Origin of the sequence: Rhodoferax sediminis (genome assembly GCF_006970865.1) — a bacterium.
GTDB lineage: Bacteria > Pseudomonadota > Gammaproteobacteria > Burkholderiales > Burkholderiaceae_C > Rhodoferax_A > Rhodoferax_A sediminis.
The window spans coordinates 3993591-4014441 of sequence record NZ_CP035503.1 but is presented as its reverse complement, the minus strand read 5'-3'; the positions used below and the strand labels follow the sequence as shown (position 1 = coordinate 4014441).

Annotated in this window: 16 protein-coding genes; 11 read left to right on the top strand and 5 right to left on the bottom strand. The window is 66.0% G+C overall.

Features of this window, described 5'->3' with window-relative positions:
* Nucleotides 1–15: 15 nt before the first annotated feature.
* From EUB48_RS19325 to EUB48_RS19305, 5 genes are read right to left on the bottom strand one after another with little or no spacing between them, the layout of a single operon-like run.
* On the bottom strand, nucleotides 16–1350 hold the full coding sequence (locus EUB48_RS19325; RefSeq protein ID WP_142820711.1) for an ABC transporter substrate-binding protein: 1335 nt from the start codon (nucleotides 1348–1350) through the stop codon (nucleotides 16–18).
* A gap of 43 nt (nucleotides 1351–1393) precedes the next feature.
* On the bottom strand, nucleotides 1394–2470 hold the full coding sequence (locus EUB48_RS19320) for a branched-chain amino acid ABC transporter permease (protein WP_142820710.1): 1077 nt from the start codon (nucleotides 2468–2470) through the stop codon (nucleotides 1394–1396).
* A 27-nt stretch (nucleotides 2471–2497) separates the two neighbouring features.
* On the bottom strand, nucleotides 2498–3427 hold the full coding sequence (locus EUB48_RS19315) for a branched-chain amino acid ABC transporter permease (RefSeq protein ID WP_142820709.1): 930 nt from the start codon (nucleotides 3425–3427) through the stop codon (nucleotides 2498–2500).
* An 18-nt stretch (nucleotides 3428–3445) separates the two neighbouring features.
* Nucleotides 3446–4228, bottom strand: coding sequence for an ABC transporter ATP-binding protein (locus tag EUB48_RS19310; RefSeq protein WP_142820708.1), 783 nt, complete (start codon nucleotides 4226–4228; stop codon nucleotides 3446–3448).
* Nucleotides 4225–6171 carry an AMP-dependent synthetase/ligase gene (locus EUB48_RS19305; protein ID WP_142821409.1) on the bottom strand — a complete coding sequence of 649 codons (1947 nt, stop codon included), beginning with the start codon at nucleotides 6169–6171 and terminating at the stop codon, nucleotides 4225–4227. The genes EUB48_RS19310 and EUB48_RS19305 overlap by 4 nt, the downstream gene beginning before the upstream one ends.
* Nucleotides 6172–6315: 144 nt before the next feature.
* On the opposite strand from EUB48_RS19305, the gene EUB48_RS19300 reads away from it, so the two are divergent.
* The 11 genes from EUB48_RS19300 to EUB48_RS19250 all read left to right on the top strand — a co-directional run bounded on the left by EUB48_RS19300 (nucleotide 6316) and on the right by EUB48_RS19250 (nucleotide 20768).
* The gene (locus EUB48_RS19300; RefSeq protein ID WP_142820707.1) at nucleotides 6316–7023 is read left to right on the top strand and encodes a Crp/Fnr family transcriptional regulator; all 708 of its coding nucleotides are present in this window, start codon (nucleotides 6316–6318) and stop codon (nucleotides 7021–7023) included.
* 312 nt (nucleotides 7024–7335) lie between these two features.
* Nucleotides 7336–7434, top strand: a complete 99-nt coding sequence (gene kdpF / locus EUB48_RS19295) for a K(+)-transporting ATPase subunit F (protein WP_142820706.1) — start codon at nucleotides 7336–7338, stop codon at nucleotides 7432–7434.
* Nucleotides 7434–9233 (top strand): potassium-transporting ATPase subunit KdpA, encoded by a 1800-nt coding sequence (kdpA, locus tag EUB48_RS19290; protein ID WP_142820705.1) that lies wholly within the window; start codon nucleotides 7434–7436, stop codon nucleotides 9231–9233. The genes kdpF and kdpA overlap by 1 nt, the downstream gene beginning before the upstream one ends.
* 8 nt (nucleotides 9234–9241) lie before the next feature.
* Entirely contained in the window at nucleotides 9242–11545 is a 2304-nt protein-coding gene (gene kdpB, locus EUB48_RS19285; RefSeq protein WP_142820704.1) for a potassium-transporting ATPase subunit KdpB, read from the top strand.
* Between the two features lie 31 nt (nucleotides 11546–11576).
* Nucleotides 11577–12152, top strand: a complete 576-nt coding sequence (gene kdpC / locus EUB48_RS19280; protein ID WP_142821408.1) for a potassium-transporting ATPase subunit KdpC — start codon at nucleotides 11577–11579, stop codon at nucleotides 12150–12152.
* Nucleotides 12153–12184: 32 nt separating this feature from the next.
* Complete coding sequence (locus EUB48_RS19275; protein ID WP_142820703.1) at nucleotides 12185–14920, top strand: DUF4118 domain-containing protein; 2736 nt, start codon at nucleotides 12185–12187, stop codon at nucleotides 14918–14920.
* Between the two features lie 11 nt (nucleotides 14921–14931).
* Nucleotides 14932–15630: a two-component system response regulator KdpE gene (gene kdpE, locus EUB48_RS19270; RefSeq protein WP_142820702.1), complete on the top strand. Its 699-nt coding sequence runs from the start codon at nucleotides 14932–14934 to the stop codon at nucleotides 15628–15630.
* Nucleotides 15631–15697: 67 nt separating this feature from the next.
* Complete coding sequence (locus tag EUB48_RS19265) at nucleotides 15698–16561, top strand: pseudouridine synthase (protein ID WP_142820701.1); 864 nt, start codon at nucleotides 15698–15700, stop codon at nucleotides 16559–16561.
* An 87-nt stretch (nucleotides 16562–16648) separates the two neighbouring features.
* Nucleotides 16649–18604 (top strand): molecular chaperone HtpG, encoded by a 1956-nt coding sequence (htpG, locus tag EUB48_RS19260; protein ID WP_142820700.1) that lies wholly within the window; start codon nucleotides 16649–16651, stop codon nucleotides 18602–18604.
* Between the two features lie 68 nt (nucleotides 18605–18672).
* The gene (locus EUB48_RS19255; protein WP_142820699.1) at nucleotides 18673–19944 is read left to right on the top strand and encodes a carbohydrate porin; all 1272 of its coding nucleotides are present in this window, start codon (nucleotides 18673–18675) and stop codon (nucleotides 19942–19944) included.
* Complete coding sequence (locus EUB48_RS19250; protein WP_168226785.1) at nucleotides 19932–20768, top strand: cytochrome b/b6 domain-containing protein; 837 nt, start codon at nucleotides 19932–19934, stop codon at nucleotides 20766–20768. Before EUB48_RS19255 ends, EUB48_RS19250 begins: the two co-directional genes overlap by 13 nt.
* Nucleotides 20769–20851 lie beyond the last annotated feature (83 nt).

Sequence of the window (20851 nt, the reverse complement as noted above, 5' to 3'; positions counted from 1 at the left end):
AGTGGGAGCCGGCTGTCAGCCCTCAGACTGACAGTCGGCCGGCGTGCGGGGCGTCATCTTCTTGTCGGCCAGGTACTTGGCGGCTCCGGCTTTCACCATGGGCTTGATGATCTGCTCGTCCGCCTCGATGTAGTCCGACGTGATGTTCCATTTCTTGCCATCCCAGGTCTCGATGCGCGCCGCGGTCGAACCCATGTGGTCGGCACACGAGGTGCTGATCGGGCGCATCACGCCGTTAAAGCCCAGCGCGTCGAGTTTGGCCTGCGTGAGGTTCAGGTTTTCCAGGCCCCAGCGCACCTGCTCACCGCTCATGACCTTGCCCTTGCCAAAGCGCGCCTGTGCAGTGCGCACGGCCTCGTTCGAGAGCATCTGGATGATCACGCCGCGGGTGTACAGCACCGAACCCACGTCGTCCTTCGGCCCCGTGCCCTGGCCCTTGGCATACACGTACTTCAGGATGTCCTGCATCACCTTGGGCTGCTGGCCCGAGGTGTTGAGCGCCAGCGCGTGGTAGCCCTTGGCGCCTTCGCCCACGTCCTTCACATCCGGCTCGGCGCCGGCCCACCACACGCCATACATCTTGTCGCGCGGGTAGCCGGTGGCTTGCGCCTCCTTGAGGGCCGTGGAGTTCATGACGCCCCAGCCCCAGAGCATCACGTAGTCCGGGCGGCTCTGGCGCACCTGCAGCCAGGTGGCTTTTTGCTCCACGCCGGGTGCCGTCACCGGCAGCAGTTGCAGCTCGAAGCCGTTCATGCGGGCGCGCTCCTGCAGCAGCGGGATCGGCTCCTTGCCAAACGGCGAGTCGTGGTACACGAGCGCGATCTTCTTGCCCTTGAGCTTGTCGAAGCCACCCTCGCGCTTGGCGATGGCCTGGATGATGATGTCGGCGCCGGTCCAGTAGCTGCCCTGCAGCGGGAAGTTCCACTTGAACGCCATGCCGTCCTGCGATATCGACAGGCCATAGCCGAGCGTGATCAGCGGGATCTTGTCGACAGGGGCCTTCTCGGTCAGCGCGAAGGTGATACCCGTGGACTGCGGGTCGAACAGGGCCACGCCGGGGTGGCTCTTGAGGCGTTCGTAGCATTCCACGCCGCGGTCGGTGGCGTAGCCGGTTTCGCACTCTTCGTAGGTGAGCTTGACACCGTTGATGCCGCCGTCGCGCGCGTTGATCATCTTGAGGTAGTCCTGCTTGCCGTTGGCCCAGGGCGTGCCGTTGGGCGCGTAGGGGCCGGTGCGGTACGAGAGCAGCGGGAAGAACTGCTCCTTGGCCTGGGCCATCGCCGACGGCGCGGACACGGCGGCGGCGGCGAGCGCCAGCGCCCCGGCGATGAGTTGAATTCGAAGTTTCATGGCATGGTCTCCTGGGTTGAAATGAACGGACACGGGAACAAACTCAATGCGGGAACGGCCACAGGCGAAGCTTCTGCTTGCCAATGGACCAGAGCCTGGCCAGGCCATGCGGCTCGACGATCAGGAACCAGACGATCAGGCCACCAAACACCATCAGCTCGGCGTGCGAGATGCCCGCCGTCGAGATGCTGACGCCGAGCAGCCGGGCCAACACGGGCAGGGACAGGCTCAGGGCAATCGGCAGGATCACGATGAAGCCGGCGCCGAAAAAGCTGCCCATGATGGAGCCCATGCCGCCGATGATCACCATGAACAGCAGGCGGAACGACTGGTCCACCGAGAACGCGGCGGGCTCCCAGGTCCCAAGGTAGACAAAGGCCCAGAGCGCCCCGGCCACGCCGATGATGAACGAGCTCACGGCAAAGGCGCTGAGCTTGGCGTAGACCGGGCGAATGCCGATCACGGCGGCGGCCACGTCCATGTCGCGAATCGCCATCCACTCGCGGCCGATGGCGCCGCGCACCAGGTTTTTGGCGAGCAGCGCAATCACGACCAGCAGCGACAGGCAAAAAAAGTATTTGCCCAGCGAGCTGTCCAGCGGCAGCCCGAACACCTGCAGGTTCGAGACCGAGACCGAACCTGAGGCCGAGTCGTTGGTCAGCCAGCTGATGCGCAGGAACATCCAGTCGCTGAAAAACTGTGCGGCCAGCGTGGTCACGGCCAGGTACAGCCCTTTCACGCGCAGGCTGGGCAGGCCGAACAGGATGCCGAACAGCGTGGCGCACAGCCCCCCCAGAATCAGCGCGACCAGCAGCGGCATGCCCGGCACCCGCACCATGAAGTTGTAGGCGCCATAGGCGCCCACCGCCATGAAGGCGCCCGAGCCCAGCGAAATCTGGCCGCAGTAGCCCACCAGAATGTTCACACCGACCGCGGCGAGTGAAAAGATCAGGAACGGAATCAGGATGGCGTTGAAAAAGTAATCGGTCGCGAGCCAGGGCACGGCGGCGAACGCCACCAGCAGCAGCGCGCCGATGAACAGGCGGTCCTGGGTGATCGGGAAGATCTGCTGATCGGCCCGGTAGGTGGTTTTGAATTGACCGTTTTCGCGGTAAAGCATGAGGGTGTTCCGGTTCTTCTTGTGAGGTCAGACGCGGTCGATGATCTTCTCGCCGAACAGGCCTTGCGGACGGAACAGCAGGAACACCAGCGCCAGCACGTAGGCAAACCAGATCTCGATGCCGCCGCCAACGAACGGGCCCAGATAGACCTCGGACAGCTTCTCGCCCACGCCGATGATCAATCCGCCGACGATGGCGCCGGGCACGGACGTCAACCCTCCCAGAATCACCACCGGCAGGGCGCGCAGCGCGACCGTGGACAGCGAGAACTGCACGCCCAGCTTGCTGCCCCAGATCATGCCGGCCACCAGCGCCACGACACCCGCCACGCACCAGACGATGACCCAGATGCGGTTCAGCGGAATACCGATGGACTGCGCCGCCTGGTGGTCATCGGCGACCGCGCGCAGCGCGCGCCCCGTCGCGGTTTCCTGGAAGAACAGGCTGAGCAGCGCGACCAGCGTCGCCGCGATAGCCGCGGCGATCAGGTCTTCCTTGTTCACCAGCAGGCCGCCCGGAAACACCTTGTCGAGGATGAATACCGGATCCTTGGGCATGCCGATATCGATCTTGTAGATGCTGTCGCCAAAGATACTCTGGCCCAGGCCCTCCATGAAGTACGCAATGCCCAGCGTGGCCATCAGCAGCGTCGTGGCCTCCTGATTGACCAGATGGCGCAGTGCGAGCCGCTCGATCAGCCAGGCGACGACAAACATGATCAAGGCGGCCACGATGAAGGCCAGCAGGTCGGTCAGCGGTTTGTAGGGCAGTCCGGTCCAGGCCGGAATCCACTCCGAGAACCGCGCCATGGCCAGGGCCGCGAACAGCACCATGGCGCCCTGGGCGAAGTTGAACACGCCCGAGGCCTTGAAGATCAGCACGAAGCCGAGCGCGACCAGCGAATACAGCATGCCGGCCATCAGGCCGCCCAGCAATGTTTCAAGGAAAAATGCCATCTTGTGAGTTCCTTGCGATCAGTGGCTGGTGCCCAGATAGGCACTGATCACGTCTTCGTTGTGGCGCACTTCGTCCGGCGTGCCGTCGCCGATCTTTTTGCCGTAATCGAGCACCACGACGCGATCGGAGATGTCCATCACCACGCTCATGTCGTGTTCGATCAGCACCACCGTGGTGCCGAACTCGTCGTTCACGTCGAGCACGAAGCGGCACATGTCCTGCTTTTCCTCGACGTTCATGCCGGCCATGGGCTCGTCGAGCAAGAGCACCTGCGGCTCCATGGCCAGCGCGCGTCCCAGGTCCACGCGCTTTTGCAGGCCATAGGGCAGCTGGCCCACGGGGGTTTTGCGGTAGGCCTGGATTTCGAGGAAGTCGATGATGCGTTCGACCGCTTCGCGGTGCCGGATCTCTTCGCGTTCGGCCGGCCCCAGGCGCAGCGCCTGCCACAGCAGGTTGCTTTTGATCTTGAGGTTGCGCCCGGTCATGATGTTGTCGAGCACGCTCATGCCCTTGAACAGCGCCAGGTTCTGGAAGGTGCGCGCCACGCCCATTTCGGCCACTTCGCGCGAGTTCATGTGCGCGAAGGTCTTGCCCCGAAAGCTGATGGTGCCCTGCTGCGGCGTGTAGACGCCGTTGATGCAGTTCAGCATCGAGCTCTTGCCGGCGCCGTTGGGGCCGATGATGGCGCGGATCTCGTGCTCGTGCACGTTGAACGAGATGTCGGTCAGCGCCTTCACGCCGCCGAAGCGCAGGCTGATGTTGCGCACGTCGAGAATGACGTCGCCTATTTTTTTGTTCATGCGGCTGCCTTCACGGGCGCGAAGGTTTTGGCGTCGCTGATCTTCAGGGTCGCGCTGACACTGCCGCTGCGCCCGTCCTCGAACTTCACCACGGTTTCAATGAACTGTTCGCTCTTGCCGCCGTACAGCGCGTCCACCAGCGGCTGGTATTTTTCCGCGATGAAGCCGCGGCGGACCTTGTTGGTGCGCGTCAGCTCGCCGTCATCGGCATCGAGCTCCTTGTGCAACACCAGGAAGCGGCTGATCTGCGAGCCCGCCAGCAGGGTGTCGGCGCTGAGGTCGGCATTGACCTTTTCCACGCACTCCTTGATGAGCTGATACACCTCGGGCTTTTGCGCCAGGTCGGTGTAGCCGGCATAGGGCAGGTTGCGCCGCTCGGCCCAGTTGCCCACGGCGTCGAAGTCGATGTTGATCATCACGCAGACCTTGTCGCGGCCGTCGCCATAGGCCACCACTTCCTTGATGTGCGGGAAGAACTTGAGCTTGTTCTCCACATACTTGGGCGCGAACATCGCGCCGTCGAAGGCGCCACCCTTGAGGCGGCCCACGTCTTTCACGCGGTCGATGATCTTGAGGTGCCCGCTGGCGTCCAGAAAGCCGGCGTCGCTGGTGTGGTACCAGCCGTCGGCGCTCAAGACCTCGGCCGTGGCGCTGGGGTTTTTGTAGTATTCCTTGAGCAGGCCGGCCGACTTGACCAGCAGCTCGCCGTTGTCCGCCACCCTGATCTGCACGCCCTGGATGGGCACGCCCACCGTATCGGCGCGCGCCTGGTTGTCGGGCTGCAGGCAGACGAACACGGCGGTCTCGGTCGAGCCGTACAGCTGCTTGAGGTTGATGCCGATCGAGCGGTAAAAGGTGAACAGGTCCGGACCTATGGCTTCGCCGGCCGTATAGGCCACACGCACGCGGCTGAAGCCCAGGTTGTTGCGCAGCGGGCCGTACACCAGGGCGTTGCCCAGCTTGTAGAGCAGCGCGTCCACGAAACCCACCGGTTTGCCATCCATCAGGGCGGGGCCAACGCGCCGGGCCACGTCCATGAAGCTGTGGAACATCGCCCGCTTGAGGCGGCTGGCGTCTTCCATGCGAATCATCACGCCGGTCAGCAGGCCCTCGAAGATGCGCGGCGGCGCAAAGTAGTAGGTGGGGCCGACTTCCTTGAGGTCGATCGTGACGGTGCTGGCGCTTTCGGGGCAGTTGACCACATAGCCGCAGCACAGCCACTGGGCGTAGCTGAAGATGTTCTGCCCGATCCAGGCCGGCGGCAGGTAGGCCAGCACTTCCTCTTTGTTGGTGAGGTGGTCGAATTCGGCGCCGGCCCGCGCGCGATCGAGCAGCGAGTAGTGCGTGTGCACCACGCCCTTGGGGTTGCCCGTGGTGCCGGAGGTGTAGAACATGCCCGCCACATCGTGCGGGCTGACCTGCTCTACGGCGGATTTGAAAAACCCCGGGTTGGCGGCGGCGAAAGCCTTGCCGGATTCGATCAAGGCGTCCAGCGCCATCAGGCCCGGCTCTGCGTAATGGCGCAGGCCGCGTGGGTCCTCGTAAAAGACATTCGAGAGTTGCGGGCACCTGTCGCGAATTTCCAGCAGCTTGTCGACCTGCTCCTGATCCTCGGCAAACGCGAAGCGCACCTCGGCATTGGTGATGGGAAATACGCACTCGGCAGCCACCGCGTCCTGGTACAGCGGCACCGGAATGGCCCCGAGCGACTGGATCGCCAGCAGGGTGGCGTACAGCTGCGGGCGGTTCGAGCCGATCACGACCATGTGCTCGCCGCGCTGCAGCCCCATCTCGTGCAGGCCGCACGCCACCTGCTCGACCAGCGCGGCCATGTCGGCCCAGTTGCGGGTCTGCCAGATGCCGTATTCCTTCTCACGCATAGCCGGCGCAGCGGGCCGCTCGGTGGCATGTTTTAGCAGCAGTCGGGGAAACGTGGTCGGCATGGTGGTGTCTTGTCTCCAGGGCATGACGCAAGATCGTTGCTATGGCCGGATACTAGGATCGAGTTTGACGTTTTGTTGTCGTTTAAACGACAATTTAAGGGTGAACACTCCCGGGACTTTCCCTCATTCTGGTTGGGGCTCGCCATGTCGACCGACCTGACCCTGCACCAGCGCCGGCGCATGCCCGACGCTTCCGAGCTGGGCGGCATTCCCTGGCTGCATGCGCTGGCGCCGGCCGAGCGTGAGCGGGCGCTGGCCGAACTCCAGGTCGGCGACGCCCGTGTCGGCGACTACGTGTGCCGCGTCGGGCGGCCGGTGACTTACTGGTTTGGCGTGGTCGGGGGCCTGCTCAAGATGAGCAGCGACAACGCGCAGGGCCACACCATGACCTTCACCGGCATCCCGCCCGGCGGCTGGTTTGGCGAGGGCACGGCGCTCAAGCGCGAGCCCTACCGCTACAACATCCAGGCGCTGCGCAAGAGCGTGGTGGCCGGCCTGCCGGTGGATACCTTCCACTGGCTGCTGGACCACTCGATCGGCTTCAACCGCTTTGTCATGAACCAGCTCAACGAGCGGCTCGGCCAGTTCATCGCGGCGCGCGAGATCGACCGCATGACCAACGCCGACCTGCGCGTGGCGCGCAACCTGGCCGCGCTGTTCAATCCGACGCTGTTTCCCGGCGTGGGCGAGGTGCTGCGCATCACGCAGCAGGAACTGGCGTACCTGGTGGGCCTGTCGCGCCAGCGCGTCAACGAGGCGCTGACCGCGCTGCAGGCGCAGGGCATGATCCAGGTCGAATACGGCGGGCTGCGCGTGCTCGATCTGCAGGCACTGCGCTCCAGTATGGTTTGAATGAAATCAGGCTCTGGACCTTTATTTATGTGTGCTTGTAGCTATTAAAACAATAGTAATGCCGATCTCTACGTGATCGATTGAAGGTGGCCGGCAGGGCCGTGCACCACGGGCTGTTTACGCTTTTTTGACAAAGCCCCTCGAAGTTTCATCCCTGTTTTTACGCGCCAAAACTTAGGCTTGTCCCATCGTTTTGATCGGGAGAAGTCGCATGGACATTGTCTTTGTGGTTGCCATCGCCGTATTTTGGGGCGCGCTGGCGGGGCTGGTATGGGGCTTTCGCAAGCTCGAACCCGCCGCGGGAGGCCGGCCATGATCGGCCTGGGCGCGCTCTACGCCCTCGGCGGCCTGTGCGCCGTCGCGCTGCTGGCGTATCTGGTCTATGCGCTGATCCGTGCGGAGGAATTTTGATGAGCATCTTGGCCTGGGGCCAGCTGGCTCTTTATCTGGCGGTGCTTTTGGTGCTGGCCTGGCCCGTCGGCCACTGGCTGGCGGCGCTGTGCGCGGGCCGGCTGCCCGGCTGGATGCTGCGTGTGGAGGCGCCGCTGTACCGTCTCGCCGGCACCTCGGCGGGCCAAGCCATGAACTGGGTGCAGTACGCGCTGGCCCTGCTGGCCTTCAACGCCCTGGGCGCGCTGGTTGTCTATGCGCTGCAGCGCCTGCAGCAGTGGCTGCCCCTCAACCCGCAGCACATGGCGGCCGTGACGCCCGACTCGGCCTTCAACACGGCGGTGAGCTTTGTCACCAACACCAACTGGCAAGGCTATACCGGCGAGGCCACGATGAGCTACCTGACGCAAATGCTGGCGCTCGCGGTGCAGAACTTCTTCTCGGCCGCCACCGGCATCGCGGTGGCGTTCGCGCTGATCCGCGGTTTTGCCGCGCGCTCCAGCGGCGTGGTGGGAAACTTCTGGGTCGATGTGACGCGCGTCACGGCCTGGCTGCTGCTGCCGCTGTCCCTGGTGTTTGCCGTGTTCCTGGTATCGCAGGGCGCGATCCAGAACTTCGACACGTACAAGGACGTGACCTTGCTGGAGACCACCCGCTACCAGCAGCCCAGGAACGGCCCCGACGGCCAGCCTTTGACGGACGCCAAGGGCAATCCGGTGACGGAAGACGCCAAGACCCGCACACAGACGCTGGCCATGGGCCCCGTGGCGTCGCAGGAGGCCATCAAGATGCTGGGGACCAACGGCGGCGGCTTCTTCAACGCCAACTCGGCGCATCCATACGAGAACCCGACCGCGCTCGCCAACTTCTTCCAGATGCTGTCCATCTTTCTGATCCCCGCCGCGCTGTGCTTTGCCTTCGGCCTCGAGGTCGGCGACCTGCGCCAGGGCTGGGCGGTGCTCGCGGCCATGACCATCATGTTTGTCATCGCCGTGGTGGCCATCACGCCGGCCGAGCAGGCCGGCAACCCGCTGCTCACACCGCTGGGGGTGGACCAGGGGATGAGCGCGCTGCAATCCGGCGGCAACATGGAGGGCAAGGAAGTTCGCTTCGGCATCAACGCCTCCAGCCTGTTCGCGGTCATCACCACCTCAGCCTCGTGTGGTGCCGTGAACGCCATGCACGACTCGTTCACACCGCTGGGCGGCATGGTGCCGATGGTGATGATGCAGCTCGGCGAAGTGGTGTTTGGCGGTGTCGGCACCGGTCTGTACAGCATGCTGGTGTTCGCCATCCTCGCGGTCTTCATCGCCGGGCTGATGATCGGGCGCACCCCGGAATACCTGGGCAAGAAGATCGAGTCGTACGAGATGAAGATGACCTCGATCGCGATCCTGGTGACGCCGATCCTGGTGCTCGCGGGCACCGCGGTTGCGGTGCTGGCCGACGCCGGCAGGGCCGGCATCGCCAATCCGGGCGCGCACGGCTTCTCGGAGATCCTGTACGCCTTCACCTCGGTCGCCAACAACAACGGCAGCGCCTTTGCCGGCCTGTCGGCCAACGCGCCGTTTTACAACATCATGCTTGCTATCGGGATGTGGCTCGGCCGCTTTGGCGTGGTCGTGCCGGTGCTGGCGATCGCCGGGGCCCTGGCGCGCAAGAAACGGCTGGCGGTGACGGCCGGCACCATGCCGACGCACGGGCCGCTGTTCGTCACGCTGCTGATCGGCACGGTGCTGCTGGTGGGACTGCTGAACTACGTGCCGGCGCTGGCGCTCGGGCCCGTGGTCGAACACTTCATGCTGTGGGGGGCTCACTGAGAATTATCATGACCCAACAAAAATCCTTTTCACTGTTTGACCCGGTGCTGCTCAGGCCCGCGATTGCCCAGTCGTTTGCCAAGCTGAACCCGCGCGTGCAGTGGTGCAACCCGGTGATGTTTGTCGTGTATATCGGCAGCATCCTGACCACGCTGCTGGGCATCCAGGCGCTGCAGGGCCGCGGCGAGGCACCGGCTGGTTTCATCTTCGCCGTGGCCGTGTGGCTGTGGTTCACCGTGCTGTTCGCCAACTTCGCGGAAGCCATGGCCGAAGGCCGCGCCCAGGCGCAGGCGTCCTCGCTGCGCGGCATCAAGAAGGCGGCCTGGGCCAAGAAGCTTCAGAAGCCTCACCATGGCACCGCTTTCGCCGCCGGGCCGCCCCAAGGCGAAGAAGCCCCCTCGGGGGGCAGCGCAGCACACGCAGTGGCAAGCGTGGGGGCGCATGCGTGGATCCCCGAGCAGGCCGAGAACCTGCGCCGTGGCGACGCCGTGCTGGTGGAAGCGCACGACATGATCCCGCTCGACGGCGAGGTCATCGAAGGCGTGGCCTCGGTGGACGAATCGGCCATCACCGGCGAATCGGCGCCCGTGATCCGGGAGTCGGGCGGCGACTTTTCGGCGGTGACCGGCGGCACCCGCGTGCTGTCGGACTGGCTGGTGGTGCGTATCACGGTGAACCCCGGCGAGAGCTTCATCGACCGCATGATCAGCATGGTGGAGTCTGCCCGCCGCCAGAAGACCCCCAACGAGATCGCGCTGACCATCCTGCTGGTGGCGCTGACCATCGTGTTCCTGGTGGTCACCGTGACGCTGCTGCCGTACTCGGTGTTCAGCGTGGCGGTCACCCAGGCCGGCACGGCCGTGACGATCACCGCGCTCATCGCGCTGCTGGTGTGCCTGATCCCCACCACCATCGGCGGCCTGCTGTCGGCCATCGGCGTGGCCGGCATGAGCCGCATGATGCAGGCCAATGTGATCGCCACTTCGGGGCGCGCCGTGGAGGCCGCTGGCGACGTGGACGTGCTGCTGCTCGACAAGACCGGCACCATCACGCACGGCAACCGGCAGGCGTCGGCGTTCCTGCCGGCCCCCGGCGCCACGGAACTCGCGCTGGCCAGAGCCGCCATGCAGGCCTCGCTGGCGGATGAAACCCCCGAGGGCCGCAGCATCGTGGCGCTGGCCCAGCGCTTGAGCGGCGCCTCGGCACTGTCCACCAGCGTGGGCGCCATGAGCGCCGTGCAGTCGCAGGCAGAGGCCGGCGAAGCGACAGGTGAGGGGGCCATCGGCCGCGGCGCCGGGCCGTCCCAAGCAAGGCCAACCCCCTCGGGGGGCAGCGTAGTACACGCAGTGACAAGCGTGGGGGCGATTCCCGTGCCCTTCACGGCGCAGACCCGCATGAGCGGCGTCGACGTGCAGCGGCCCGACGGCGGCGTGCGCATGCTGCGCAAGGGCGCCGTGGATGCGATTCGCCGGCACGTCGAGGCGCATGGCGGGGGCCTGCCGGCCGAGGTGCTGCGCGCCGCCGACGACGTGGCGCGCCGCGGCAGCACGCCGCTGGCGGTGTCCGACGGCAACACCGTGCTGGGCGTGGTGGAGCTCAAGGACATCGTCAAGGCCGGCATCAAGGAGCGCTTCGGCGAGCTGCGCCGCATGGGCATCAAGACCGTGATGATCACCGGTGACAACAAGCTCACCGCCGCGGCAATCGCGGCCGAGGCCGGTGTGGACGATTTCCTGGCCGAGGCTACGCCCGAGGCCAAGCTCCGGCTGATCCGCGACTACCAGGCCGAGGGCCGTCTGGTGGCCATGACCGGCGACGGCACCAACGATGCCCCGGCGCTGGCCCAGGCCGACGTGGCGGTCGCCATGAACAGCGGCACCCAGGCCGCCAAGGAGGCCGGCAACATGGTGGATCTGGACTCGAATCCGACCAAGCTGCTGGAGGTGGTGGAAACCGGCAAGGCGCTCCTGATGACGCGCGGCTCGCTCACCACGTTCTCGATCGCCAACGACGTGGCCAAGTACTTCGCCATCATTCCGGCGATCTTCGTCACCACCTATCCGCAGCTCGCGGTGCTGAATGTGATGCGCCTCGGCAGCCCGTCGTCAGCCATCCTGTCGGCGGTGATCTTCAACGCGCTCATCATCGTTTTCCTGATTCCGCTGGCGCTCAAGGGCGTAAAGTACCGCGCCGTCGGCGCCGCCGCGCTGTTGCGCCGCAATCTGCTGATTTACGGCGTCGGCGGCCTGATCGTGCCCTTTGTCGGCATCAAGTTCATCGACCTGTTGCTGACCGCGTTCCATCTTGTCTAAAGGGGGCATCGTGAAAAACGTTTTCATTTCCATGCGCCCGCTGCTGGTCCTGTTCGGGGCCTTGAGCCTGCTCACCGGCCTGGCGTACCCGCTGGTGGTCACCGGCCTGGCCCGCTCGCTGTTTCCCTGGCAGGCCGGCGGCAGTCTGATCCTGCAGGGCGGCAAACCCGTGGGCTCGGCACTGATCGGGCAGAACTTCGCCGACCCCGGGCATTTCTGGGGCCGCCTCTCGGCCACCACGCCGATGCCCTACAACGCCACGTCCTCCGGCGGCTCGAACCTGGGGCCGCTGAACCCGGCGCTGCTTGATGCGGTCAAGGCCAGGGTCGAGGCGCTGCGCGCGGCCGACCCCGGCAACACTGCGCCGGTGCCGGTGGACCTGGTCACGGCCTCGGGCAGCGGGCTCGACCCGGACATCAGCCCGGCCGCCGCCCGCTACCAGGTGGCGCGGGTGGCGCGGGCGCGCGGGCTCGACGTAGCCCGCGTGCAGGCACTGGTGGCCGCGCACACCGAGGGTGCCCTGTGGGGCATCCTTGGCGAGCCGCGCGTCAATGTGCTGCGCCTGAACCTGGCGCTGGATGCCCAAAAGCAGATGAGCAAACCATGAGCGTGTGGTGGCGATGAAGTAACCTCGACGCCATGGCGGAACCACCGAACCAGCGTCCCGACCCGGACGAACTGCTGCAGCGCCTGCAGCAGCAGGAGGCGCAGAGCCTGCACGGCAAGCTGCGCATCTACTTCGGCGCCAGCGCGGGGGTGGGCAAGACCTACGCCATGCTGAACGCCGCCCAGCGCGAGCGCCAGGCGGGGCGCGACGTGCTGGTCGGCGTGATCGAAACCCATGGCCGCAGCGAAACCGCGGAGCTGCTGGCGGGGCTGGAGCAGCTGCCCCTGCGCGAGGTGGCGTACCGCGGCCGGACCCTGCGCGAGTTCGACCTGGAGGCGGCCCTGCGCGCCGGCGCGTCGCGCAAGCCGCTACTGCTGCTGGTGGACGAGCTGGCGCACACCAACGTGGAGGGTTCGCGCCACCCCAAGCGCTGGCAGGACGTGCAGGAGCTGCTGGAATCCGGCATCGACATCTGGAGCACGCTCAATGTGCAGCACCTGGAGAGCCTGAACGGCACGGTGGGCGCCATCACCGGCATCCGCGTGCACGAAACCGTGCCCGACACCGTGCTTGACGGCGCCGACGAAATCATCCTGGTCGACGTCACGCCCGACGAGCTGTTGACCCGCCTGAAGGCCGGCAAGGTGTACCTGCCGCAGCAGGCGCAGCAGGCGGCGCAGAATTTCTTCCGCAAGGGCAACCTGATCGCGCTGCGCGAGATCGCGCTGCGGCGCACGGCCGAGCATGTCGAAGACGACGTGCGCAGCTACCGGGTGGCGCAATCCATTGCCCCCGTCTGGAACACGGAGGGCTCGATCCTGGTGTGCATCGGCCCGCACCCCGGCGCCGAACAGACGGTGCGCAGCGCCGCGCGGCTGGCCGGCCAACTTGGCGTGCGCTGGCATGCGGCCTATGTGGAGACGCCGGCGCTGCAGCGGCAAGGCGCGGTCGAGCGCGACCGCATTCTGGCGGTGCTCAAACTGGCGCAGGAACTGGGCGCCGAAACGGCGGTGCTGACCGGCAGCGACGCGGTGGCCGAACTCGTGCGCCAGGCCCAGACCCTGAACTGCGCCACGCTGGTGGTGGGGCGGCCCCGCGTGCCCGCCTGGCAGGCGAGGTGGCGCCTCGGCCCGCCGACCGTGACGCGCCGCCTGGCGATGCTGGCGCCCACGCTGGACATCGTCGAAGTCGCCCAGGCCGACAGCGCGCGCAGGATGGCCCGGGCCGTGCACCGCGCGCATGACGAGGAAGAGGCCGCCCCCTGGCGCGAGGCCTGGCCGCGCTATGCCTGGGCCGTCGCCACCTGCCTGCTGACCACCGCGCTGGCGCTGCCGCTGCTGCGCTTCTTTGACCTCGCCAACATCGTCATGCTGTTCCTGCTGGGCGTGGTGCTGGTGGCGGTGCGCTGGGGCCGCGGTCCGGCCGCGCTGTCGGCGGTCTTGAATGTGGCTGCGTTCGATTTCTTTTTCGTCCCGCCGCGCCTGTCCATGGCCATCAGCGACGCGCAGTACCTGGTGACCTTTGCTGTCATGCTGGCGGTGGGGCTGCTGACCGGGCAGCTCACCGCGAACCTGCGCTTTTCCGCGCGCATCGCCGCGGGTCGCGAGCGGCGCGCCCAGGCGCTGTTCGAGCTGACGCGCGACCTGTCGGGCGCCTTGCTGACCCGCCAGGTGGCGGAGATGGGCGAGGCCGCGGTGCGGCGCACCTTTGGCGGCCAGGCCCGGGTGCTGGTCACCGACGCCGCCGACCGGCTGATGGTGGACGCAGCGGCGCCGGACGGACTCGATGCCAGCATCGCCGACTGGGCCTTTCACAACGAGCAGCCGGCCGGACTGGCGACCTCCACGCTGCCGGCCCACGACTGGCACTACGTGCCGCTGAAGGCGCCGATGCGGGTGCGCGGCGTGCTCGCGCTCAAACCGGCGCAGCCGCGCTGGCTCCTGATTCCCGAGCAGGTGCAGCAGCTGGAGACGCTGGCGCGCCAGATCGCGATCGCGCTCGAGCGCGTGCACTACGTGGACGTGGCGCAGGAGGCGCTGGTGCAGATGGAGTCCGAGCGGCTGCGCAATGCCTTGCTGTCCGCCATCTCGCACGACGTGCGCACGCCGCTCACGGCGCTGATCGGACTGGCCGAGTCGCTGCAGCACTCGCTGTCGGCGTCCGCATCGCCGCTCGGCCAGCAGCAGGCCGAGACCGCGCAGGCGATCACCGGGCAGGCGCGTCAACTCAACGCGCTGGTGAACAACCTGCTCGACATGGCGCGCCTGCAAAGCGGTGCGGTGAACCTGCGCAGCGAGTGGCAGTCGGTCGAGGAAGTGGTCGGTTCGGCCATCCGCGCGGCAGCGCACGCGCTGGGCCGCCAGGCCGTGCAGACCGAGATCCCGGCGGATCTGCCGCTGGTGGAGTTCGATGCGGCGCTGATCGAGCGCGTGCTGGTCAACCTGCTGGAAAATGCCGCCAAATATGGGCAGCCACCGATCGTGATCAAGGCCGGCGTGACGCCGCAGGCGCTGGTCTTGAGCGTGCGTGACCACGGGCCGGGGCTGCCCGCCGTCCTCAAGGGGCGCGAGCACGAGCTGTTCGAGAAATTCACGCGCGGCGCTACGGAGTCGGCCCAGCCGGGGGTCGGCCTGGGGCTGGCGATCTGCAAGGCGGTGGTGGATGCGCACCGCGGGCAGATCGTGGCCGCCAATGCCTTGGGCGGTGGCGCAGAATTCACCCTCACACTGCCACGCCGCCCACCGCCCGAACCTGTTGATGTTGAGTAACCCGCCCCATCATGCCGAGTCCGATCGCCGTCGTCATTGAAGACGAGCCGCAAATTCGCCGCTTTGTGCGGGCCGCGCTCGAGGCCGAAGGCTGGCAGGTGCATGAGGCCGAGACGGCCCGGCGTGGCCTGAGCGAAGCCGGCACGCGCAAGCCCGATCTGCTGGTGCTCGACCTGGGCCTGCCCGACGGCGATGGGCTGGACGTGATCCGCGATGTGCGCGGCTGGTCGGGCGTGCCCATCATCGTGCTGTCGGCGCGGCAGGATGAGGCCGACAAGGTGGCCGCGCTCGATGCCGGTGCCGACGACTACCTGACCAAGCCATTCGGCGTCGGCGAACTGCTGGCGCGGGTGCGCGCCAACCTGCGCCGCCCGCGCGCGGCCGGCGCCGTGGAGAGCGATCCGGTGTTCCGCTTTGGCGACGTGGCGGTGGACCGGCAGGCCCGCCGGGTGACCCGCGGCGGGGCGGAGGTGCATCTCACGCCGATCGAATACCGCCTGCTGCTGGTGCTGGTGGCCAACGTGGGCCGTGTGCTGACGCACCGCCAGCTCCTGCGTGAAGTCTGGGGCCCGTCGCATGCCGAGCAGAGCCACTACCTGCGCATCTACATGGGGCATTTGCGGCAAAAGCTGGAGCTTGACCCGGCGCAGCCGCGGCACCTGCTGACGGAAACGGCGGTGGGCTACCGGCTGGTCGCGGGGGATGCCTGAGAATTTGAGAGAAAATGACGTATAGCCTTTGCCACCATTGCGCAAGTAGCTACGAAATATATAGCACATGACCGATTCCAAACCCCCTCCCGCGTTCCGCCGTGCGCCGCCCCCCGGCAACAAGCCGCCGCCGCTGAACGCCACCGGCCCGGGCGTGCGCGTGGCGGCGTCTGGCGCCACCACGACCCGGTTGAACAAGCGCATGGCCGAGCTCGGCCTGTGTTCGCGCCGCGAGGCCGACGACTGGATCGACAAGGGCTGGGTCAAGGTCAACGGCGAGATCGCGCCCATGGGCCTGCAGGTCAAACACAGCGACCGCATCGAGATCGACAAAAAGGCCCAGGGCCACCAGGCCACGCAGGTCACCATCCTGCTCAACAAGCCCATGGGCTATGTCAGTGGCCAGGCCGAAGACGGGCATCAGCCGGCGGTGACCCTGGTGACCGCGCAGAACCGCTGGCCGGACGACAACGCGCGCTTCTTCTTCCATCCCTCGCAGTTGCGCGGCCTGGCACCGGCGGGGCGGCTCGACATCGACTCGATCGGCCTGCTGGTGCTGACGCAGGACGGCCGCGTGGCGCGCCAGCTGATCGGCGAGGACTCGGTGATGGACAAGGAATACCTGGTGCGCGTCAGCCTGGGCGAGACCGTCACCAATGTGCAGGCCGCGTTCCCCGCCGAACAGCTGGCGCGCCTGCGCTACGGCCTGAGTCTGGACGGCCAGCTCCTCAAGCCGGCGCAGGTCGAGTGGCAGAACCCCGAGCAGCTGCGTTTTGTGCTGACGGAGGGCAAAAAACGCCAGATCCGGCGCATGTGCGAGCAGGTCGGCCTCAAGGTGGTAGGCCTCAAGCGCGTCCGCATCGGGCGCGTGGTGCTCGGCCATCTGCCGGTCGGACAGTGGCGTTACCTGGCGCCGCACGAGCGGTTCTGAACCAGCGGCGGCCACGGCCGGACCTTGAAGTCCGGGGCCGGCGCCCCTATTTGTGGACAGCTTCCTTTTTCAAACTTTGACGACACCATGACCAAACAGACACTTTCCTTCCAGGCCGAAGTCGCCCAGTTGCTGCACCTCGTCACGCATTCGCTGTATTCCAACAAGGAAATTTTCCTGCGCGAGCTGATCTCCAACGCCTCCGATGCCTGCGACAAACTGCGCTACGAGGCGCTGAACAGCCCGGCGCTGCTGGAGGACGCGCCGAATCTCGAGGTGCGCGTGAGTGTCGACAAGACCGCCCGCACGCTGACCATCACCGACAACGGCATCGGCCTGTCGCAGCAGGAGGCCATCGACAACCTGGGCACTATCGCCAAGAGCGGCACGCGCGACTTTGTCAGCAGGCTCAGCGGCGACCAGAAGGCCCAGGCGGACGAGCAGGGCCAGCTCATCGGCCAGTTCGGCGTGGGTTTTTACTCGGGCTTCATCGTGGCCGACAAGATCACGGTGGAGTCGCGCCGCGCCGGCCTGCCGGCGGATCAGGCCGTGCGCTGGGTCAGCGACGGCGGCGCCAGCGGCGGCGGTGCCTTCGAGGTGGAGAACATCACGCGCGCGGCGCGCGGCACCAGCGTGACCCTGCACCTGCGCGAGGACGCGCAGGACTACTTGAGCGCGTGGAAGCTCAAGGGCATCATCAACAAGTACTCCGACCACATCAGCCTGCCCATCCTCATGCAGAAAGAGGAATGGAAAGAGGGTGAAGAGGGCAAGGGCGGCGAGATGGTCACCACCGACGAGTGGGAAACCGTGAACCAGGCCAGCGCGCTGTGGACGCGGCCGAAGAAGGACATCACGCCTGAGCACTACGCAGAGTTCTACAAACAGATCAGCCATGACCACGAGGCGCCGCTCGCCTACACGCACAACCGCGTCGAGGGCAGCACCGAATACACGCAGCTGCTGTACATCCCGTCCAAGGCGCCGCTGGACCTGTTCAACCGCGACAAGGCCGCCGGCATCAAGCTCTATGTCAAGCGCGTGTTCATCATGGACGACGCCGAGGCGCTGATGCCGGTGTACCTGCGCTTCGTCAAGGGCGTGGTCGATTCCAGCGATCTGCCGCTCAACGTGAGCCGTGAACTGCTGCAGGAAAGCCGCGACGTGCGGGCCATCCGCGAGGGCTGCACCAAGCGCGTCCTGTCCATGCTGGAAGACCTGGCCAAAAACAATCGCCCAGCGGACGATGCCAGCGAGGAAGACAAGGCCGGCGCCGGCAAGTACGACAAGTTCTACGCCGAGTTCGGCGCCGTGCTCAAGGAAGGCCTGGGCGAGGACTTTGCCAACCGCGAGCGCCTGGCCAAGCTGCTGCGCTACGCCTCCACCAGCTCCGACACGGCCAGCGTGAGCCTGGCCGACTACAAGGCCCGCATGAAGGAGGGCCAGGAGGCGATCTACTACATCACCGCCGACACCCTGGCCGGCGCCAAGAACAGCCCGCAGCTCGAAGTGTTCAAGAAAAAGGGCATCGAGGTGCTCTTGATGACGGATCGCGTGGACGAGTGGGCGCTGAGCCACCTGCACGAGTTCGACGGCACGCCACTGCAGTCCGTGGCGCGGGGGGCGGTCGACCTGGGCAAGCTGCAGGACGACGCCGAGAAGAAGGCGTTTGAGGAAGCGTCCGAGGTCTTCAAGCCGGTGCTGGCCAAACTCAAGGATGCCCTGAAAGACAAGGCCGAGGACGTGCGCGTGACCAGCCGCCTGGTCGACAGCCCGGCCTGTCTGGTGGTGCAGGAGCACGGCATGAGCACCCAGCTCGCGCGCATGCTCAGGCAGGCCGGCCAGACGATGCCCGACGTCAAGCCCGTGCTCGAAGTCAACCCCGAGCACCCGCTGGTCAAGAAGCTGGCAGCCGGCGACGGCGCCTCGGTGCACTTCCACGACCTGGCGAACATCCTGTTCGACCAGGCCCTGCTGGCCGAAGGCGGCCTGCCCGACGATCCGGCGGCCTATGTGAAGCGGGTCAACGCGCTGCTGGTCTGACCGTTTTCCCCTTGACTTGCAAAGGCGTGCGGCACGTCAAAATGCTGCTGGTTTAAGTCCCTTGGCATATGCGACACAGCAAGCTTTTGCGCTGCGCGATCACCAGCGTTGGCATCTTCGCCGCCGCGAGTCAGGCGTTTGCCGGTGCAGCCGACGCGGCCGACCCTGTCAGAGACTGGCTGACGCCCGCGCTGACCTACGACGGCGCTCTGGTCAGTGATCTTCAAGGCGGCCTGCGCAGAGGGAGCACCTATGTCGGCAACCTGCATCTCAAGTTGACGGCAAAGGGAGCATCGACGCCATGGCTGGGCACAACGGGCTTCGTCGACCTGTTGGCGATCCATGGCGGACGTCCCAGCCAGTTGGTGGGCGACGCGCAGGGTGTCAGCAATATCGAGGGTCCAGCCGGTAGTCAAATCGAGGAGCTATGGCTGCAGCACAATTTCCAGGGAAGCAGCGTGTCGGTGCTTGGGGGCATCTATGACCTGAATAGCGAGTTCTATCGCCTCCAGGCTGCCGGACTCTTTCTGAACAGTTCCTTCGGCATGGGTCCGGAATTTGCACAAAGCGGAGTCGAGGGCCCGTCGATATTCCCTCGGACGTCGGCTGGAATTCGCTTCGCACTGAAGCCAGGGCCGGGAACCGTTTTGCGGGCGGCCCTCCTGGATGGCGTGCCGGTCGCCCGGCCGGACGGCTCGCATGCCGTGTTTCAAAAGGGCGACGGGTTGCTTGGAGTGGCCGAGGTCGCTTTCCTGTCGCGTGCAAGCGCAGCGGACACCGTGCCTCGCGATGCGCGCGACCGCATCGGCCGGTTCTCGGCGCTGCGCCCGTACGACGACAAACTCGCACTGGGTCTGTGGCACTACTCGGGCCGCTACGCGGACCTCAGCGATGTCGATTCGGCCGCAAATCCGGTCGCGCGTCGGGGCACCTCGGGCGCCTACGCCATCGGCGAGCGCGAGCTTGTGGGTCGTGACGGCTCGTCGCGCAGGCACGTGGCCGCGTTCGGCCAAATCGGCGTGGCCGATGCGAGAACGAACCGGTTCGCTTCCTATGTGGGGGCGGGGCTGGTCGGCTCGGGTTGGGGCGTGGGCAGAGAGGCTGATCAAATCGGAATTTCCATTGCTCGCGCGAACAATGGCTCTCACTACGCTCGCTCGATGCAAGCGCAAGACTTGACTCCCACACGGGCTGAAACCACGATCGAGGTGACGTACCTGGCGCAGGTCTCGAAGCATCTCGCGATTCAGCCGGACATTCAGTACGTCGTGCATCCGAATACTGACCCATCCGTTTCCAACGCATGGGTGCTGCAGCTTCGCTTCGAGTGCTCGTTCTGAGATCAACGAAGCCCGACCCCGGCGCCGCGCTCATCCTCTTCGAGGCCGTGGTGTACCGCGCGCTCGCTGTACCCGCGGCTGGGTTACGGCTTACGCTGCACTGCACGGTTGCCGATCGCGAGGCGCATGAAAAAATGGGGTTTAATGAAACCCGGGGACGGTGCACAGACCCGCTTTGCCGCCGCCCTGGCCGTGCGGCTCTCACGCATGCGCTTCAACAGCCACGAGGAATAGCCATGCTCCATGACCACAATTCACGCTCCATCGGGCCAGCGCAAGGCGCCCTTGCCGTTCAAGGGTACAGCCCGGCGGCGAAATTGCTGCACTGGCTGGTCGTGCTTTTGGTATTGACGCAATTCCTGACCGCGATCCTGATGCCCGAAATCGGGCCCGACACCGTGCCGGCGACGCTGATCGGCCTGCACTTTTCGTTCGGAGTTCTGATCCTCGTTGTGATGGCGATCCGCTTTATTTACCGATTGCTCTATCCGGCGCCGCTGGACATGCCCGGTTCGCCTGCGTGGGAGCGCTGGGCTGCCCATGCAACCCACCTGGCTTTTTATTTCATTTTGCTGGTCGGGCCGTTCCTGGGCTGGGCCTCGGCATCCGCTCACAAGCTTGCCGTGAATGTGTTCGGCATCATTTCTCTGCCCGCCATCGCGGCCCCCAAGGCCCGCTGGGCACTGACCGCAGGCGATATCCATGCCTACATGATGTGGGTGTTGCTGGCGCTGATCGCGTTGCACGCGGCGGCGGCGTTTTATCACCACCTGTTCGTGCGCGATGGTGTGCTGCAGCGCATGCTGCCGGCGCGCCGGGACTGAAATCCGAAGAGTCCGCGCGCGGGCGGCCTGATTCGGCCAACCCAGCTGCATCATGGCCATTTCTCGCAGGTAATCGTCGCGTT

Coding starts and splice junctions, on each gene's coding strand:
- EUB48_RS19320 (WP_142820710.1), bottom strand. CDS start 2,470: ATGCTTTACCGCGAAAACGGTCAATTCAAAACCACCTACCGGGCCGAT.
- kdpF (WP_142820706.1), top strand. CDS start 7,336: ATGATCGGCCTGGGCGCGCTCTACGCCCTCGGCGGCCTGTGCGCCGTC.
- EUB48_RS19255 (WP_142820699.1), top strand. CDS start 18,673: ATGCGACACAGCAAGCTTTTGCGCTGCGCGATCACCAGCGTTGGCATC.
- EUB48_RS19275 (WP_142820703.1), top strand. CDS start 12,185: ATGGCGGAACCACCGAACCAGCGTCCCGACCCGGACGAACTGCTGCAG.
- EUB48_RS19310 (WP_142820708.1), bottom strand. CDS start 4,228: ATGAACAAAAAAATAGGCGACGTCATTCTCGACGTGCGCAACATCAGC.
- kdpE (WP_142820702.1), top strand. CDS start 14,932: ATGCCGAGTCCGATCGCCGTCGTCATTGAAGACGAGCCGCAAATTCGC.
- EUB48_RS19305 (WP_142821409.1), bottom strand. CDS start 6,171: ATGCCGACCACGTTTCCCCGACTGCTGCTAAAACATGCCACCGAGCGG.
- kdpA (WP_142820705.1), top strand. CDS start 7,434: ATGAGCATCTTGGCCTGGGGCCAGCTGGCTCTTTATCTGGCGGTGCTT.
- EUB48_RS19315 (WP_142820709.1), bottom strand. CDS start 3,427: ATGGCATTTTTCCTTGAAACATTGCTGGGCGGCCTGATGGCCGGCATG.
- kdpB (WP_142820704.1), top strand. CDS start 9,242: ATGACCCAACAAAAATCCTTTTCACTGTTTGACCCGGTGCTGCTCAGG.
- EUB48_RS19265 (WP_142820701.1), top strand. CDS start 15,698: ATGACCGATTCCAAACCCCCTCCCGCGTTCCGCCGTGCGCCGCCCCCC.
- htpG (WP_142820700.1), top strand. CDS start 16,649: ATGACCAAACAGACACTTTCCTTCCAGGCCGAAGTCGCCCAGTTGCTG.
- EUB48_RS19300 (WP_142820707.1), top strand. CDS start 6,316: ATGTCGACCGACCTGACCCTGCACCAGCGCCGGCGCATGCCCGACGCT.
- EUB48_RS19325 (WP_142820711.1), bottom strand. CDS start 1,350: ATGAAACTTCGAATTCAACTCATCGCCGGGGCGCTGGCGCTCGCCGCC.
- kdpC (WP_142821408.1), top strand. CDS start 11,577: ATGCGCCCGCTGCTGGTCCTGTTCGGGGCCTTGAGCCTGCTCACCGGC.